At 57.6% G+C, this 15,464-nt stretch carries 13 protein-coding genes and 2 tRNA genes; all 15 read right to left on the minus strand.

Going from position 1 to position 15,464, the window contains the following annotated elements; translation table 11 throughout:
• Positions 1-127 precede the first annotated feature (127 nt).
• Positions 128-2,233, minus strand: a complete 2,106-nt coding sequence (gene pnp / locus H045_RS16775; protein ID WP_003235020.1) for a polyribonucleotide nucleotidyltransferase — start codon at positions 2,231-2,233, stop codon at positions 128-130.
• A 194-nt stretch (positions 2,234-2,427) separates the two neighbouring features.
• Positions 2,428-2,697: a 30S ribosomal protein S15 gene (rpsO, locus tag H045_RS16780; RefSeq protein WP_003176135.1), complete on the minus strand. Its 270-nt coding sequence runs from the start codon at positions 2,695-2,697 to the stop codon at positions 2,428-2,430.
• A gap of 115 nt (positions 2,698-2,812) precedes the next feature.
• On the minus strand, positions 2,813-3,730 hold the full coding sequence (truB, locus tag H045_RS16785; protein WP_003235022.1) for a tRNA pseudouridine(55) synthase TruB: 918 nt from the start codon (positions 3,728-3,730) through the stop codon (positions 2,813-2,815).
• A gap of 3 nt (positions 3,731-3,733) precedes the next feature.
• Positions 3,734-4,129, minus strand: a complete 396-nt coding sequence (rbfA, locus tag H045_RS16790; RefSeq protein ID WP_003176137.1) for a 30S ribosome-binding factor RbfA — start codon at positions 4,127-4,129, stop codon at positions 3,734-3,736.
• Between the two features lie 159 nt (positions 4,130-4,288).
• Entirely contained in the window at positions 4,289-6,805 is a 2,517-nt protein-coding gene (gene infB / locus H045_RS16795; protein ID WP_003235024.1) for a translation initiation factor IF-2, read from the minus strand.
• A 27-nt stretch (positions 6,806-6,832) separates the two neighbouring features.
• A complete protein-coding gene (gene nusA, locus H045_RS16800; RefSeq protein WP_003235027.1) occupies positions 6,833-8,314 on the minus strand; it encodes a transcription termination factor NusA in 1,482 nt (493 codons plus the stop codon).
• Between the two features lie 47 nt (positions 8,315-8,361).
• Positions 8,362-8,820, minus strand: coding sequence for a ribosome maturation factor RimP (gene rimP / locus H045_RS16805; protein ID WP_003235029.1), 459 nt, complete (start codon positions 8,818-8,820; stop codon positions 8,362-8,364).
• 140 nt (positions 8,821-8,960) lie between these two features.
• Positions 8,961-9,037: transfer RNA gene (locus H045_RS16810), tRNA-Met, on the minus strand.
• 96 nt (positions 9,038-9,133) lie between these two features.
• Positions 9,134-9,219 (minus strand) — tRNA-Leu (locus tag H045_RS16815).
• Between the two features lie 22 nt (positions 9,220-9,241).
• Positions 9,242-9,625, minus strand: a complete 384-nt coding sequence (gene secG, locus H045_RS16820) for a preprotein translocase subunit SecG (protein ID WP_003235031.1) — start codon at positions 9,623-9,625, stop codon at positions 9,242-9,244.
• Positions 9,626-9,629: 4 nt separating this feature from the next.
• Complete coding sequence (gene tpiA, locus H045_RS16825; RefSeq protein WP_015372965.1) at positions 9,630-10,385, minus strand: triose-phosphate isomerase; 756 nt, start codon at positions 10,383-10,385, stop codon at positions 9,630-9,632.
• Positions 10,386-10,451: 66 nt separating this feature from the next.
• Positions 10,452-11,789, minus strand: a complete 1,338-nt coding sequence (gene glmM, locus H045_RS16830) for a phosphoglucosamine mutase (protein ID WP_003235035.1) — start codon at positions 11,787-11,789, stop codon at positions 10,452-10,454.
• Positions 11,790-11,805: 16 nt separating this feature from the next.
• Positions 11,806-12,657: a dihydropteroate synthase gene (folP, locus tag H045_RS16835; protein WP_003235037.1), complete on the minus strand. Its 852-nt coding sequence runs from the start codon at positions 12,655-12,657 to the stop codon at positions 11,806-11,808.
• 8 nt (positions 12,658-12,665) lie between these two features.
• The gene (ftsH, locus tag H045_RS16840) at positions 12,666-14,576 is read right to left on the minus strand and encodes an ATP-dependent zinc metalloprotease FtsH (RefSeq protein WP_003235039.1); all 1,911 of its coding nucleotides are present in this window, start codon (positions 14,574-14,576) and stop codon (positions 12,666-12,668) included.
• Between the two features lie 200 nt (positions 14,577-14,776).
• A complete protein-coding gene (gene rlmE / locus H045_RS16845; RefSeq protein ID WP_003235041.1) occupies positions 14,777-15,427 on the minus strand; it encodes a 23S rRNA (uridine(2552)-2'-O)-methyltransferase RlmE in 651 nt (216 codons plus the stop codon).
• Positions 15,428-15,464: the final 37 nt, after the last annotated feature.

A 15,464-nucleotide genomic window follows, 5' to 3' on the forward strand; every position in this document is an offset into this window, starting at 1 on the left:
CGGGTGTATCTGCATGCAAGTTGCGGCTTTTGCCTGTGGCGCTAAGCGCCTGATTACGCTTGCCTTTCGTGCGCCCATAAAAAAGGACTCCGAAGAGTCCTTTTTCAGCGTGAAGCCTGGGGGGTGATTAAACGCCCGAGGCCTTGGCTGCTGCAACGTCCTTGATGGACAGCTTGATACGGCCGCGGTTGTCCACGTCCAATACCAGCACTTCCACTTCCTGGCCTTCTTTCAGAATGTCGGTCACTTTCTCTACGCGAGCATCGCTGAGCATGGAGATGTGAACCAGACCGTCTTTGCCCGGCAGAATGTTAACGAAAGCGCCGAAGTCGACGATGCGCTCAACCTTGCCGACGTAGATCTTGCCGATCTCGGCTTCGGCGGTGATGCCCAGAACGCGCTGACGCGCAGCCTCGGCAGCTTCTTTGGATTCGCCGAAGATCTTGATCGAGCCATCGTCTTCGATGTCGATCGAAGCCTTGGTCTCTTCACAGATCGCACGGATGGTCGCGCCGCCTTTACCGATGACATCACGGATTTTGTCGGTGTCGATTTTCATCGCGATCATGGTCGGAGCATTTTCCGACAGCTCGGTACGCGACTGACCAATGATCTGGTTCATCTGGCCGAGGATGTTCAGGCGCGCTTCCAGGGCTTGGCCCAGGGCGATTTCCATGATCTCTTCGGTGATGCCCTTGATCTTGATGTCCATCTGCAGCGCGGTCACACCTTTGGCGGTACCGGCTACCTTGAAGTCCATGTCACCCAGGTGATCTTCGTCACCGAGGATGTCGGTCAGGATGGCGAACTTCTCGCCTTCCTTAACCAGGCCCATGGCGATACCGGCAACCGGTGCCTTCATCGGCACACCGGCATCCATCAGTGCCAGGGACGCACCGCACACGGAAGCCATGGAGCTGGAACCGTTGGATTCGGTGATTTCCGACACAACGCGGATGGTGTACGGGAACACGTCGGCAGCCGGCAGCATCGCTGCGATCGAACGACGGGCCAGACGGCCGTGACCGATTTCGCGACGACCAGCGCCACCCATGCGACCACACTCACCGACCGAGAACGGCGGGAAGTTGTAGTGCAGCATGAACGGGTCTTTTTTCTCGCCTTCGAGGGTGTCCAGCAGTTGTGCGTCACGGGCAGTACCCAGTGTTGCAACGACCAGAGCCTGTGTTTCGCCACGGGTAAACAGCGCCGAACCGTGAGTCTTCGGCAGAACGCCGACTTCGATGTTCAGTGGGCGCACGGTGCGAGTGTCGCGACCGTCGATACGCGGCTTGCCGTTAACGATGTTTTCGCGAACGGTGCGGTATTCGATTTCGCCGAAGGCCGCTTTGACTTCGCTGGAAGAAGGCTGGCCTTCTTCACCGGACAGCTTGGCTACAACCTGATCCTTCAGCTCGCCCAGGCGCGCGTAACGGTCGGCCTTGACGGTGATGGTGTAGGCCTCGGAGATGGCAGCACCGAACTCGGAGCGGATAGCGCCCAGCAGTTCAGTCGCTTCAGCTTGTGGAGCCCAGGCCCACGTTGGCTTGGCAGCTTCGGCAGCCAGCTCTTTAACGGCGTTGATCACGCACTGGAACTCGTCGTGAGCAAACAGCACGGCGCCCAGCATCTGGTCTTCGGTCAGCTCTTTGGCTTCCGATTCAACCATCAGTACGGCTTCAGAGGTACCGGCAACGACCATGTCCAGGCTCGACGCTTTCTGTTGCTCGTAGGTCGGGTTCAGCAGGTAGCCGGTGCTTTCGTGGAAAGCAACGCGGGCGGCGCCGATCGGGCCATCGAACGGAATGCCGGAGATGGCCAGGGCAGCCGAGGTACCGATCATCGCAGCGATGTCCGGATCGGTCTTCTTGCTGGTGGAAACGACGGTGCAGACAACCTGCACTTCGTTCATGAAGCCTTCGGGGAACAGCGGACGGATCGGACGGTCGATCAGTCGGGAAGTCAGGGTTTCTTTTTCGGAAGGACGGCCTTCGCGCTTGAAGAAGCCACCAGGGATCTTACCGGCAGCGTAAGTCTTTTCCTGGTAGTGAACGGAAAGAGGGAAGAAGCCTTTGCTCGGGTCAGCGGTCTTGGCGCCAACAACGGTCACCAGTACGGTAACGTCGTCATCAACGGTAACCAGCACTGCGCCGGAGGCTTGACGGGCGATACGGCCTGTCTCGAGGGTAACGGTCGACTGACCGAACTGGAATTTTTTGATAACCGGGTTCACGGTGTCCTACCTTCTTTGTGGCTCTTGGGGAACTTGTTTTCTTGCGAAATTCTTGGGCAATGTCGGGAATCGGCCCAACGCCTGTCCAGGGTAAAACGTGTATCCAGATAAAACTTGAGGCTGGGAGCCTGCCGTGGGCCAGCGGGAATCCCACTGACACACGGCAGACAACCAACCTCTAGCGCAATCGCTTGTTAGCGACGCAGACCCAGGCGACCGATCAGAGCCTGATAACGACCCAGATCCTTGCCTTTCAGGTAGTCCAGCAGCTTACGGCGCTGGTTTACCATGCGGATCAGACCACGACGGGAGTGGTGGTCTTTACCGTTGGCCTTGAAGTGACCTTGCAGCTTGTTGATGTTGTGGGTCAGCAGTGCAACTTGCACTTCTGGCGAACCAGTGTCACCAACAGCTTGCTGATAGTCAGCTACGATTTGTGCTTTTTCTTGAACGTCGAGAGCCATGAGGCAATCCTTTTTTCAGGAAACCACCCAAGGGGTGATCTCAATAGGCCAGGGACAAATCCCTGTATCTAAAAATGAGAAGTGACCGTGCCTATTAACAGCCACCCTCGTTCGGTCATTCTGACCGAATCAGTCGACGCGGCGCTATACGCCCGTCTTCGCTCACTTCACCGATACCGATGAAGCGACCGTTATGATCCTGTACCCGCACCATGCCGAACTTTGGCGCATCCGGGGCACGCACCGGCTGGCCGTTGAGCCAGTAGAACGCGCTGTGCTCCGAAAAGTGCAGCAACGGCCAATCGAGCAAACCGCTGTCCGATGGCATCAGGAAGCGATCAACCGCTTCGTTGCCGCCTTCGGCGTGAACCGCTTCCAACTCTTCCAGCGTGACCGTTTGAGCCAAGCTGAAGGGCCCTGCCTGGGTACGTCGCAGTTCTGCCACGTACGCGCCGCAGCCAAGCTGTTCACCGATATCTTCCACGAGGGTACGGATATAGGTGCCCTTGCTGCAATCCACGGCCAAGCGTGCGGTGTCGCCTTCACAGGCGAGCAATTCCAAGCGCGCAATAGTAACAGAACGCGGTTCGCGCTCCACTACTTCGCCCGCACGAGCCAGCTTGTAAAGAGGTTGGCCATCACGCTTGAGAGCCGAGTACATCGGCGGTATCTGGCTGATTTGCCCACGAAAACCGGGTAAAGCCGCCTCGATATCAGCACGACCAACGGTCACATCGCGCACCTGCAAAACATCACCTTCGGCGTCGGCCGTGGTGGTGGTCTTGCCCAATTGCATCAGGGTTTCGTAACCCTTGTCGGAATCGAGCAGGTATTGCGAGAACTTGGTGGCTTCGCCAAAGCACAACGGCAACACGCCGGTGGCCAGTGGATCGAGACTGCCGGTGTGTCCGGCTTTCTCGGCATTGAGCAGCCAGCGAACCTTCTGCAACGCGGCATTGGAGGTAAATCCAATGGGCTTGTCGAGCAGGATGATGCCGCTGACGTTGCGACGGATACGTTTGACCTGAGCCACCGCTTACTCCTTGGCGTCTTCAGGTGTGGACGGGTGCTGGCTGTCTTCGGCCACTGCGCGCTCGATCAGTGCCGACAGGTGCGCGCCACGCACGACACTTTCGTCGTAGTGAAAGTGCAACTGGGGCACGCTGCGCAGCTTCATTTCACGGGCCAACTGCATGCGCAGGAAGCCTGCGGCCGAGTTGAGTACCTTGATGCTCTGCGCGATTTCTTCGCTGTTGTCCTGGCCCATTACGGTGATGAAGATCTTGGCGTGACCCACGTCACGGCTCACTTCAACGGCGGTAATGGTGACCAGGCCGACACGCGGGTCTTTGACTTCGCGACGGATCAGTTGAGCCAGCTCGCGCTGCATCTGATCGCCGATACGCTGGGTACGGCTGTATTCTTTTGCCATGTCTTGTTACCTGTTACTGCCACACGGTGAAACCCGTGGGGTCTGAAAGCGGCAAACGCCCGGCCTGACAAAAGCCAGACCGGGCGTTGCGTTTAGAGTCCGGACGCCGCGTGGGGCATTTGCATGCCTACACGCCGCGTGGCTCCTGAAGTGCGCGAGTCAGAGGCTGCGAGCAACCTGAACCTTCTCGAAGACTTCGATCTTGTCGCCAACCTTGACGTCGTTGTAGCTCTTGACGCCGATACCGCATTCCATGCCGGCACGTACGTCAGCAGCGTCGTCCTTGAAGCGGCGCAGGGATTCCAGCTCGCCTTCGAAGATAACGATGTCATCACGCAGTACACGGATTGGACGATTACGGTACACGGTACCTTCAACCACCATGCAGCCGGCGATCGCACCGAATTTCGGCGAGCGGAACACGTCACGCACCTCGGCGATACCCAGGATGTTCTCCCGAACGTCGCTGCCAAGCATGCCAGTGAGGGCTTTCTTGACGTCTTCGATAATGTCGTAGATGACGTTGTAGTAACGCATGTCCAGGCCTTCCTGCTCGACGATCTTGCGAGCGCCAGCATCGGCACGCACGTTGAAGCCGAACAGTACAGCGTTGGAAGCCAGTGCCAGGTTGGCGTCGGACTCGGTGATACCACCGACACCGCCACCGACAACGCGCACTTGCACTTCGTCGTTACCCAGGCCATTCAAGGCGCCGTTCAACGCTTCGAGGGAACCACGAACGTCAGATTTGAGGACGATGTTAAGCGTCTTCTTCTCTGCCTGGCCCATGTTCTCGAAGATGTTTTCCAGCTTGCCGGCGTGAGCACGGGCCAGTTTGACTTCGCGGAACTTGCCTTGACGGAACAGAGCCACTTCACGGGCTTTCTTCTCGTCCGACAGCACGCTCATCTCGTCGCCAGCGTCCGGGGTACCGTCCAGGCCGAGGATCTCGACAGGGATGGAAGGACCGGCTTCCTTGATGGGCTTGCCGTTTTCGTCGAGCATGGCACGTACACGGCCATAGTTCGAACCGACCAGTACCATGTCGCCCTGACGAAGGGTGCCGTCTTGAACCAGAACGGTCGCAACCGGGCCACGGCCCTTGTCGAGACGCGATTCAACCACAACACCGCGACCCGGGGCCGATGGGGTTGCTTTGAGTTCAAGTACTTCAGCTTGCAGCAGGACCGCTTCGAGCAGCTCGTCCACACCGGTACCGACTTTCGCCGAGACCGAGACGAATGGCGTATCACCGCCCCACTCTTCAGACGTCACGCCGTGAACCGACAATTCGCTACGGATGCGATCGAGATCGGCGCCCGGCTTGTCGATCTTGTTCACAGCAACCACCAGCGGAACACCGGCAGCCTTGGCGTGCTGGACCGCTTCAATGGTCTGCGGCATCACGCCGTCGTCCGCTGCAACCACCAGAATCACGATGTCAGTCGCCTTGGCACCACGGGCACGCATGGCGGTAAACGCGGCGTGACCCGGGGTGTCGAGGAAGGTGACCATGCCGCGTTCGGTTTCAACGTGGTACGCACCGATGTGCTGGGTGATACCGCCGGCTTCGCCAGCCGCTACCTTCGCACGACGGATGTAGTCGAGCAGGGAAGTTTTACCATGGTCAACGTGGCCCATTACGGTCACGACTGGCGCACGGGAGAACGTCTCACCTTCAAACTTCAGCGACTCGGCCAAGGAATCTTCCAGGGCGGTGTCGCTGACCAGGGTGACTTTGTGACCCAGTTCTTCGGCTACCAGCTGAGCAGTTTCCTGATCGAGCACCTGGTTGATGGTGGCTGGAGTGCCCAGCTTGAACATGAACTTGATGATTTCAGCTGCCTTGACCGACATCTGATTGGCAAGATCGCCAACCGTGATGGTCTCGCCGATCTGCACATCACGCACGACAGGGCCGGTTGGGCTCTGGAAACCGTGGGCATTACGCTTCTTCAGCTTGGCCTTGCCGCGACCACCACGACGGAAGCCATCGCTTTCTTCGTCGGTAGTACGTGGGGCAACGCGCGGTGCAGGCGCTTTCTCTTTGACCGAAGCACGATGCGGAGCGTTTTTGCGCTCGCCATCGCCACCGCCGCTGCGACGATTGTTATCGTCGGCACGTGGTTTGTCCGGACGACGAGGTTCGTCGCGCTTGCGAGCGTCAGCTGCCGGAGCAGGCGCGGCGGCAACCGGAGCGGCCTCACGCACGGCTTCAACAGGTGCAGCAACCGCATCAGTGGCAGCAGGTTGCGCAGCAGCAGGCTGGCGACGCGCTTCTTCTTCGGCGCGACGCTTGGCTTCTTCTTCAGCCTTCTGACGTGCAGCATTTTCTACTGCGCGACGTTCTTCCAGATCGCGTTTGCGCTCGGCTTCAATTTCTTCCGGGCTGCGCTGTACGAAGACTTTCTTCTTGCGTACTTCAACGCTGATGCTCTTGCTACCCGCAACACGCAGGGTGCTGGTGGTTTTGCGCTGCAATGTAATCTTGCGCGGTTCTTCCACTTTCGCCTTGTGGCTGCTCTTCAAGTGAGTCAGCAAAGACTGCTTCTCACTATCGCTCACACCTTCGTCGGCGGCGGTGTGCGGCAGACCTGCCTCACGCATCTGCTGCAACAGGCGCTCTACCGGTGTTTTGACCTCATCGGCCAGTTGTTTCACCGTGACTTGCGTCATGCACTTCTCTCCTCAGGCCGCGCCTAGTTACTCGAACCAATGGGCTCGGGCGGCCATGATCAACTTGCCGGCACGATCTTCGTCAATGCCGTCGATGTCGAGCAGATCGTCAATAGACTGCTCGGCCAGGTCTTCGCGGGTAATTACGCCGCGCACCGCCAGTTCCATCGCCAAATCCTTGTCCATACCCTCAAGCGAGAGCAGGTCTTCGGCCGGATGGGCGTCTGCCAGCTTTTCCTCAGTAGCGATGGCTTTAGTCAACAAACGATCCTTGGCCCGAGCGCGAAGCTCGTTGACAGTGTCTTCGTCAAAGCCGTCGATGTTGAGCATTTCTTCCAACGGTACGTAGGCAATCTCTTCCAGGCTGGTGAAGCCTTCATCTACCAGTACCTGCGCCAGGTCTTCATCGACTTCCAGCTCTTCGATAAAGTTTCGCAGGATGTCACCGGTTTCAGCTTGCTGCTTAGCCTGGATGTCCGATTCGGTCATCACGTTCAGGGTCCAACCGGTCAGTTGGCTGGCCAGACGCACGTTCTGCCCACCACGACCAATGGCCTGAGCCAGATTGTCTGCGCCAACGGCGATGTCCATTGCATGGGCATCCTCGTCAACGATAATTGCCGCCACTTCAGCCGGCGACATTGCGTTGATGACAAACTGAGCAGGGTTGTCGTCCCACAGCACGATATCAACACGCTCACCGCCCAACTCACCCGACACTGCCTGTACACGCGAACCGCGCATACCGATGCAAGCGCCCTGCGGGTCGATGCGTTTGTCCTTGGAACGGACCGCGATCTTGGCGCGCGAACCCGGATCGCGGGACGCTGCCATAACCTCGATCAGGCCCTCGGCGATTTCCGGCACTTCGATGCGGAACAGCTCGATCAGCATTTCCGGCGCGGTACGCGACAGGATCAGCTGAGGGCCGCGGTTCTCGGTGCGAATTTCCTTGAGCAGTGCACGCAAGCGCACCCCCACGCGGAAGGTTTCGCGAGAAATGATGTCTTCGCGAGCCAGCAACGCTTCGGCGTTGTTGCCCAGATCGACGATCACATTGTCGCGGGTAACTTTTTTGACGGTGCCGGAGATGATTTCACCCAGGCGCTCGCGATAGGCGTCAACGACTTGAGCGCGCTCGGCTTCGCGAACCTTCTGCACGATGACCTGTTTAGCGGTCTGTGCAGCGATACGGCCGAACTCGATCGATTCGATCTTTTCTTCGACAACATCACCTACATTGGAGCCAGGATGCGTTTCGGCAACCTTGCTCGGCCAGGTTTCGATGGCCGGATCATCAAGATCGGCTTCTTCAACGACCGTCCAGCGACGGAACGTCTCATAGGCACCGGTGTGGCGGTTGATTTCCACACGCAGATCAACTTCGTCTTCAAAACGCTTTTTGGTAGCAGTGGCCAGGGCCAGCTCCAGCGCTTCAAAAATCACGTTTGCCGGTACACCCTTTTCATTGGATACCGACTCAACAACCAGCAGTACTTCTTTGCTCATCGTACGCCTCGCCTTTCGCAAGCCATTGGATCCGCGGGATCCGCGTCTCAGTCAAAACTGGGAATAATGTTGGCCTTGTCGATCATATCGATCGGCAACAGGAACTCATGGTCTTCTACCTGCACCACGACATCCTGTTCTTCTACACCGCGCAGAAGGCCCTGAAAGTTGCGTCGCCCTTCAAAGGGAGAGCGCAGCTTGATCTTCACTTGTTCACCGGCAAATTTTGCAAACTGATCAATAGTGAACAGTGGGCGTTCCATGCCTGGCGAGGAAACTTCGAGGGTGTATTCAACGGAAATCGGATCTTCAACATCCAGCACACCGCTGATCTGTCGGCTGACAATGGCACAATCGTCCACCAGCACGCCGCCCTCTTTATCGATATAAACGCGCAACATTGAGTGGCGACCTTGAGCCGAGAACTCAATACCCCAGCATTCATAGCCTAGGGCCACGACCACCGGGGCCAGCAAGGCCTGCAACTCTTCTAGCTTGCTCGACACCTGAACCCCCTCGTGCATGTATGTGCATGCTGTGCAAAATAAAAAAATGGGCGAAACGCCCATCCTTGAAACGCCGTCGAACAGCGGCGTTGAAAGTGTCCAGCTAACAAAAAGCCCCTTAAAAGGGGCTCCGCTAAAACTGGTTGCGGGGGCCGGATTTGAACCGACGACCTTCGGGTTATGAGCCCGACGAGCTACCAGACTGCTCCACCCCGCGACAAAGCTGGGGCGGAAGTATACGACCGATCCCTTACAGGGTCAATGTAACCTTCCACCTACAAGAAAGCCCGCAACAGCGGGCTCTCTTGATAATTGGTACCGAGAAGGGGACTCGAACCCCTACACCCTATGGGCACAACCACCTCAAGGTTGCGTGTCTACCAATTCCACCACCTCGGCAATACAGCGTTTACAACCCTTCTTACTTCTGCTCTTGAGCTGGAGGTACGTCAGTCGCTGGAGTAGCCGACTTTTGCTCTTGAAGCACCGGGACATCATCAGAAGCCGGTTTCGCCTTTGGCACTTCCAACACTGCTGGATTTGGCAAACCTGCTTGAGTCAGCACATGAGCTTTCTCTTTAGCAAAGTAACCTAACCCCAAGCTGGTTATGAAGAAACCGGCGGCGAGTATAGCAGTAAACTTACTAAGAAAGGTAGAGGAACCTTGGCTTCCGAACACAGTATTTGAAGCACCTGCACCGAAAGACGCACCAGCATCCGCACCTTTGCCCTGCTGCAGCAAAACCAGGGCAACTACGCCCAGGGCAGCCAACAGATGAAAAACGACTACGACTGTTTCCAGCATTTTTTCAGTTTCCCGCGGCGCGACAGATCGCACCGAACTCATCTGCATTCAGGGAAGCTCCACCAATGAGCCCCCCATCGATATCCGGCATGCCGAACAGTTCGACCGCATTGGCCGCCTTCACGCTGCCGCCGTATAGAAGACGCACACCTTGTGCGACTTCAGAATTCTTTTCCGCCAACTGCGCACGAATGGCTGCGTGCACATCCTGCGCTTGTTGCGGTGTGGCAGTCAGCCCGGTGCCAATGGCCCAGACTGGCTCGTAAGCAATGACCGCGCGTGCAAACGCATCAACACCCAGCTCGTCAATAATGCTATCCAACTGACGCGAGACAACCTCAATCGTCTTGCCCGACTCGCGCTGCTCAAGGGTCTCCCCTACGCAAAACACCGGAATCAAGCCACTGGCCTGTGCCGCTGCGAACTTGCGATTGAGCATCTCATCGCTTTCGCCCATCAACTGGCGACGCTCGGAGTGCCCAACCAATACATAGGCGCAACCCGCATCAACCAACTGACTAGGTGCAACTTCACCAGTCAAGGCACCTTGCCCGGGCTCCACCGCAGAATTCTGCGCGCCGACCTGAATCGACGTACCTTTCAAGCCATCAACCACTTGGCTGACATGCAACAAAGGCGGGAAAACCGCAACATCGACACCGCCAGGCAGGGCCAACTCACGAAGGCCGTCGATCAGCTCAGCGACACTGGCGCGGGTACCGTGCATCTTCCAGTTACCAGCTACCATCGTGCGACGCATGCTGTACCCCGTCGGTCAAAGTGGGCGCAGATGTTACCCAACCACACCATCACTGGCAAGCCGAATTCAGGCACAAACTTCAGTTACCAGTTTTGCCAGGTCTTCGGCATGGCCGCGAACCTGTGTTTCGTCTTCACCTTCGACCATGACGCGCACCAGAGGCTCTGTACCGGACTTGCGCAGCAACACGCGCCCGCGCCCTTCCATTGCCAGTGTCACGCGCTCGCAGGCCTCTTTGACAGCCGGATGCTCGATTGGGTTTTCACCGCCAGCGAAACGCACATTAAGCAAAACCTGCGGACACTTGCGCAGGGCCTGACGCGCCTGCGCCAGACTCTCCTTGCGGCGACGCAGGGCCAGCAGTACCTGCAGCGCGGCAATAATTGCATCACCCGTGGTGGTGTGCTGGAAGCACACGACGTGCCCTGAGTTCTCGCCACCCACCAGCCAGTTACGCTCGAGCAGCTCGGCAATCACATAACGGTCGCCGACATTGGCACGGATAAACGGAATACCCAGGTCAGCCAGCGCGAGCTCAAGCCCGAGGTTGCTCATCAGTGTGCCGACGACGCCACCTTGCAGCTTGTTACGCTCATGCAAGTCCCGCGCGATGATGAACAGCAGGTCATCACCATCCACCACGGCGCCCGTATGATCCACCATCAGCACGCGGTCACCGTCACCGTCAAAGGCAATCCCCAGATCGGCGTGCTCGGCAAGCACTGCTGCCTGCAATTGCTCCATGTGGGTGGAACCGCAGTTGTCGTTGATGTTCAAGCCGTTGGGCTGGGCTGACAGCACGGTCACGTCGGCACCCAGCTCCTTGAATACGCTTGGCGCGACCTTATAGGTGGCGCCATGGGCGCAATCAACCACAATCTTCAACCCGGCAAAACTGGTGCTGGTTGGCACACTGCTTTTGCAGAACTCGATATAGCGACCGGACGCGTCGTTGATCCGCGACACTTTGCCCAACTTGCTGGATTCAACCACCGTCATCGGCGCGTCCAGCAATTCTTCGATCATCAACTCGATCTCGTCCGGCAACTTTGTGCCCTGCCCCGAGAAAAACTTGATGCCGTTGTCATCATGCGGGTTGTGCGAAGCACTGATCACGATACCGGCTTCAGCGTGAAAGGTACGCGTCAGGTACGCAATGGCAGGCGTAGGCATCGGGCCCAGCAACATCACGTCGGCACCGGCAGCGGATAGACCTGCCTCCAGGGCGGACTCGAACATGTAGCCTGAAATGCGTGTGTCCTTGCCTACCAGGATGCGGCACGCGCCCATGCTGCGGAACGCCATACCTGCCGCCCAACCCAGCTTGAGCATGAAATCAGGGGTAATCGGAAATTCGCCGACCCGACCACGGATACCGTCGGTGCCAAAGTATTTTTTAGTCATAAGTGCTCCATCATTCTTATTCGGCTGATTCTACAGCGGCAATCATGCGCACCACATCAACAGTCTCGGCAACATCATGCACACGCAGAATGCGCGCACCTTTGGCTACAGCAAGCGCGGCCAATGCAAGGCCGCCATACAAACGCTCACCTACCGGACGATTCAAGGCCAGCCCTATCATGCTTTTTCGTGAAACCCCGACCAGCAACGGTCGACCAAGCGCATGCAGGACTTCCATATGTTTGAACAGGCTCAAATTATGCTGCAGCGTCTTGGCGAAGCCAAAACCCGGATCAAGAATGATCTTTTCAGGCGCAATGCCTGCAGCGGCACACTGCGCCATGCGCCCAGCGAGAAAGCCACTTACCTCGCCCACCAGATCATCGTAATGAGGATTGTCCTGCATATTGCCGGGCTCGCCCAGCATATGCATCAGACAGACAGGCAGACCGGTCGCCGCAGCAGCATCCAGAGCGCCATCACGCCTCAGCGCACGCACATCATTGATCAGGCCGGCGCCCAACCGCGCGGTCTCGCGCATTACAGCGGGCGTCGATGTATCCACCGAAATGATCACGTCCAGCTCGCGGGCGATGCGCTCGACAATCGGCGCCACCCGCTCCAGCTCCTCCAGGGGGGAGACCACGCGCGCGCCCGGCCGGGTCGACTCACCACCTACATCAATCAAGGTGGCGCCAGCCGACACCATGGCCTCTGCATGACGCAAGGCTGCATCCAGATGACTAAAGCGGCCACCATCAGAGAAAGAATCGGGGGTTACATTGAGAATGCCCATAACATGTGTATGGGCCAAATCAAGAACCCGATTGCCGCAAGGCAACCGGGTGGAGGACAACGCAGAAGTCATTTCAAACCTTAGTGGTCAGCTGCAGGACCGCCAATCGGGGCTTCAGGACGTTCGTTCTGAACCACGGGCGGAGTGCCCGAAGTGCCCGAACCACCTTCCCAGTCGCGCGGCTCACGTGGAGTACGACCGGCCATAATGTCATCTATCTGATCAGCATCAATGGTCTCGTACTTCATCAGCGCGTCAGCCATTGCGTCCAGCTTGTCGCGATTGTCAGTCAGGATCTGCTTGGCCGTGCCATAGCACTGGTCGATGATACTGCGTACTTCAGAATCGATCAGCTTGGCAGTTTCACCGGAGAAGCTGGCACTTTGACCGCCACCACCACGACCCAGGAACACTTCACCTTCTTCCTCGGCATACATCAACGGACCCAGCTTTTCCGACAGCCCCCATTTGGTCACCATGTTCCGCGCAATCTGGCTGGCGCGCATGATGTCGTTGGAGGCACCGGTGGTCACACCGTCGAAGCCCAGGGTCATCTCTTCGGCAATCCGGCCACCATACAGCGAGCAGATCTGACTGATCAGCGCGCGCTTGGAGAGGCTGTAGCGATCCTCTTCCGGCAGGAACATGGTGACACCCAGTGCCCGACCACGAGGAATGATCGACACCTTGTAAACCGGGTCGTGCTCAGGCACAACGCGACCGACAATGGCGTGACCCGCTTCGTGATAAGCGGTGTTCTGCTTTTCTTTCTCGGACATGACCATGGATTTGCGCTCGGCGCCCATCATGATCTTGTCTTTTGCCAGCTCGAACTCTTTCATTTCAACGATGCGCTTGCCGGTACGAGCGGCAAACAGCGACGCCTCGTTCACCAGGTTGGCCAAGTCGGCACCGGAGAAGCCTGGCGTGCCACGGGCAATCACGGCAGGAGCCACGTCGTCGCCCATTGGCACTTTGCGCATGTGTACTTTGAGGATCTGCTCGCGACCACGGATGTCCGGCAAGCCGACCACCACCTGACGGTCGAAACGACCTGGACGCAGCAGCGCAGGGTCCAATACGTCCGGCCGGTTGGTAGCCGCGATGACGATGATGCCATCATTCATTTCGAAGCCGTCCATCTCTACCAGCAACTGGTTGAGGGTCTGCTCACGTTCGTCATGACCACCGCCCATGCCAGCACCACGATGGCGACCAACGGCGTCGATTTCATCGATAAAGATGATGCACGGGGCGTGTTTCTTGGCCTGTTCGAACATGTCACGAACACGGCTGGCGCCGACGCCGACAAACATCTCGACGAAGTCAGAGCCGGAAATCGTAAAGAAAGGCACCTTGGCTTCACCGGCAATCGCCTTGGCCAGCAAGGTTTTACCAGTACCCGGAGGGCCAACCATCAGCACACCGCGAGGAATACGGCCGCCAAGGCGCTGGAACTTGCCAGGATCGCGCAGGAACTCAACCAGTTCGCCCACTTCTTCCTTGGCCTCGTCGCAACCCGCAACGTCCGCCAATGTGGTCTTCACTTGATCTTCTGAGAGCAGGCGCGCCTTGCTCTTGCCGAAACTCATTGGCCCGCCCTTGCCTCCCGCACCGCCTTGCATCTGGCGCATGAAGAACATGAACACTGCAATAATCACCAGGATCGGGAAGCTCGCGACCAAGAGCTGAGTCCAGATGCTCTGCTGCTCAGGTTGCTTGCCCTCAACCACCACGTGGTTATCCACCAGATCGCCAATCAGGCCATTGTCCTGGATTGCCGGACGGATGGTCTTGAAGCTGTCACCATCGCTGCGCTTACCGGTAATCACGTAGCCATCAACCGCTACGCGCTCGACCTTGCCATCCTTGACCTGCTGGATGAAGTCGGAATAGTTGAGGGTCTGCGGCTCGTTAGGGCTGGAGAAGTTGTTCATCACCGTCACCAGGACAGCCGCAATGATCAACCACAGGATCAGATTCTTTGCCATATCGTTCAATTAACTACCCTCTGAAGCAAGCTCCGCTGCTGGCGCGCGCTTCGCATGATATTCACCGGCCTAACTTACTACATTACCTACAACTCTTGCAGACGCCGTCTGTAACCCTTTGTGAAACTTTGACTGCACAATATTCGTAAAGCTTCATTACGAAAGCGATTTAAAAAAACCTATCGCCCTGCTCGAACACATCAGAATCGCTCTTCGCTTGCCGCACCCTCTACTCCGCGAAACCCGCGGCACAGCAGATACTGTTCACGGGACCTGTCTCGCGAAGAGTCCGGCTTGCGCGTCTGCACCTTGTCGAACAGCTTGCGGATGTTCTTGTGGTACTCGTCAAACCCTTCGCCCTGGAAGACCTTCACCAGAAAATCACCACCTGGGCGCAACACCCGACCTGCCAGATCCAGCGCCAGTTCACAGAGGAACATGGCGCGCGGCATATCTACAGCCGGTAACCCACTCATATTGGGGGCCATGTCGGAAATCACAAGGTCCACCTGAGAATTTCCCACGGCTTCCAGAATCTCGGCCAGGACCGAATCCTGGGTAAAGTCGCCGTGTACAAAGGTCACATCGGGGATGCTGTCCATCTCAAGGATGTCGGAAGCGATCAAACGGCCTTGCCCACCAATCAGACGACTGGTCACCTGAGACCAACCACCCGGTGCCGCGCCCAGGTCAATGACGCTCATGCCTGGACGAATCAATTTGTCCTTGTCCTGGATCTCCAGCAATTTGTAGCTGGCCCGAGAACGGTAGCCGTCCTTCTGCGCCTTTTTGACGTAAGGATCGTTGAAATGCTCTTGCAGCCACTTAAGGCTAGTTTTGGAACGGGCCACGGGCCACCTCGAAAATAAAACGGGTCGTGATTAACTG

The sequence above is a fragment of the Pseudomonas poae RE*1-1-14 genome, assembly GCF_000336465.1.
Classification (GTDB): Bacteria; Pseudomonadota; Gammaproteobacteria; order Pseudomonadales; family Pseudomonadaceae; genus Aquipseudomonas; species Aquipseudomonas poae.

What these genes read in the sequence shown, in the direction of transcription:
- glmM (WP_003235035.1), bottom strand. Translation starts at nt 11,789, where the DNA reads ATGACTAAAAAATACTTTGGCACCGACGGTATCCGTGGTCGGGTCGGC.
- infB (WP_003235024.1), bottom strand. Translation starts at nt 6,805, where the DNA reads ATGACGCAAGTCACGGTGAAACAACTGGCCGATGAGGTCAAAACACCG.
- secG (WP_003235031.1), bottom strand. Translation starts at nt 9,625, where the DNA reads ATGCTGGAAACAGTCGTAGTCGTTTTTCATCTGTTGGCTGCCCTGGGC.
- rbfA (WP_003176137.1), bottom strand. Translation starts at nt 4,129, where the DNA reads ATGGCAAAAGAATACAGCCGTACCCAGCGTATCGGCGATCAGATGCAG.
- ftsH (WP_003235039.1), bottom strand. Translation starts at nt 14,576, where the DNA reads ATGGCAAAGAATCTGATCCTGTGGTTGATCATTGCGGCTGTCCTGGTG.
- folP (WP_003235037.1), bottom strand. Translation starts at nt 12,657, where the DNA reads ATGACTTCTGCGTTGTCCTCCACCCGGTTGCCTTGCGGCAATCGGGTT.
- tpiA (WP_015372965.1), bottom strand. Translation starts at nt 10,385, where the DNA reads ATGCGTCGCACGATGGTAGCTGGTAACTGGAAGATGCACGGTACCCGC.
- rpsO (WP_003176135.1), bottom strand. Translation starts at nt 2,697, where the DNA reads ATGGCTCTCGACGTTCAAGAAAAAGCACAAATCGTAGCTGACTATCAG.
- nusA (WP_003235027.1), bottom strand. Translation starts at nt 8,314, where the DNA reads ATGAGCAAAGAAGTACTGCTGGTTGTTGAGTCGGTATCCAATGAAAAG.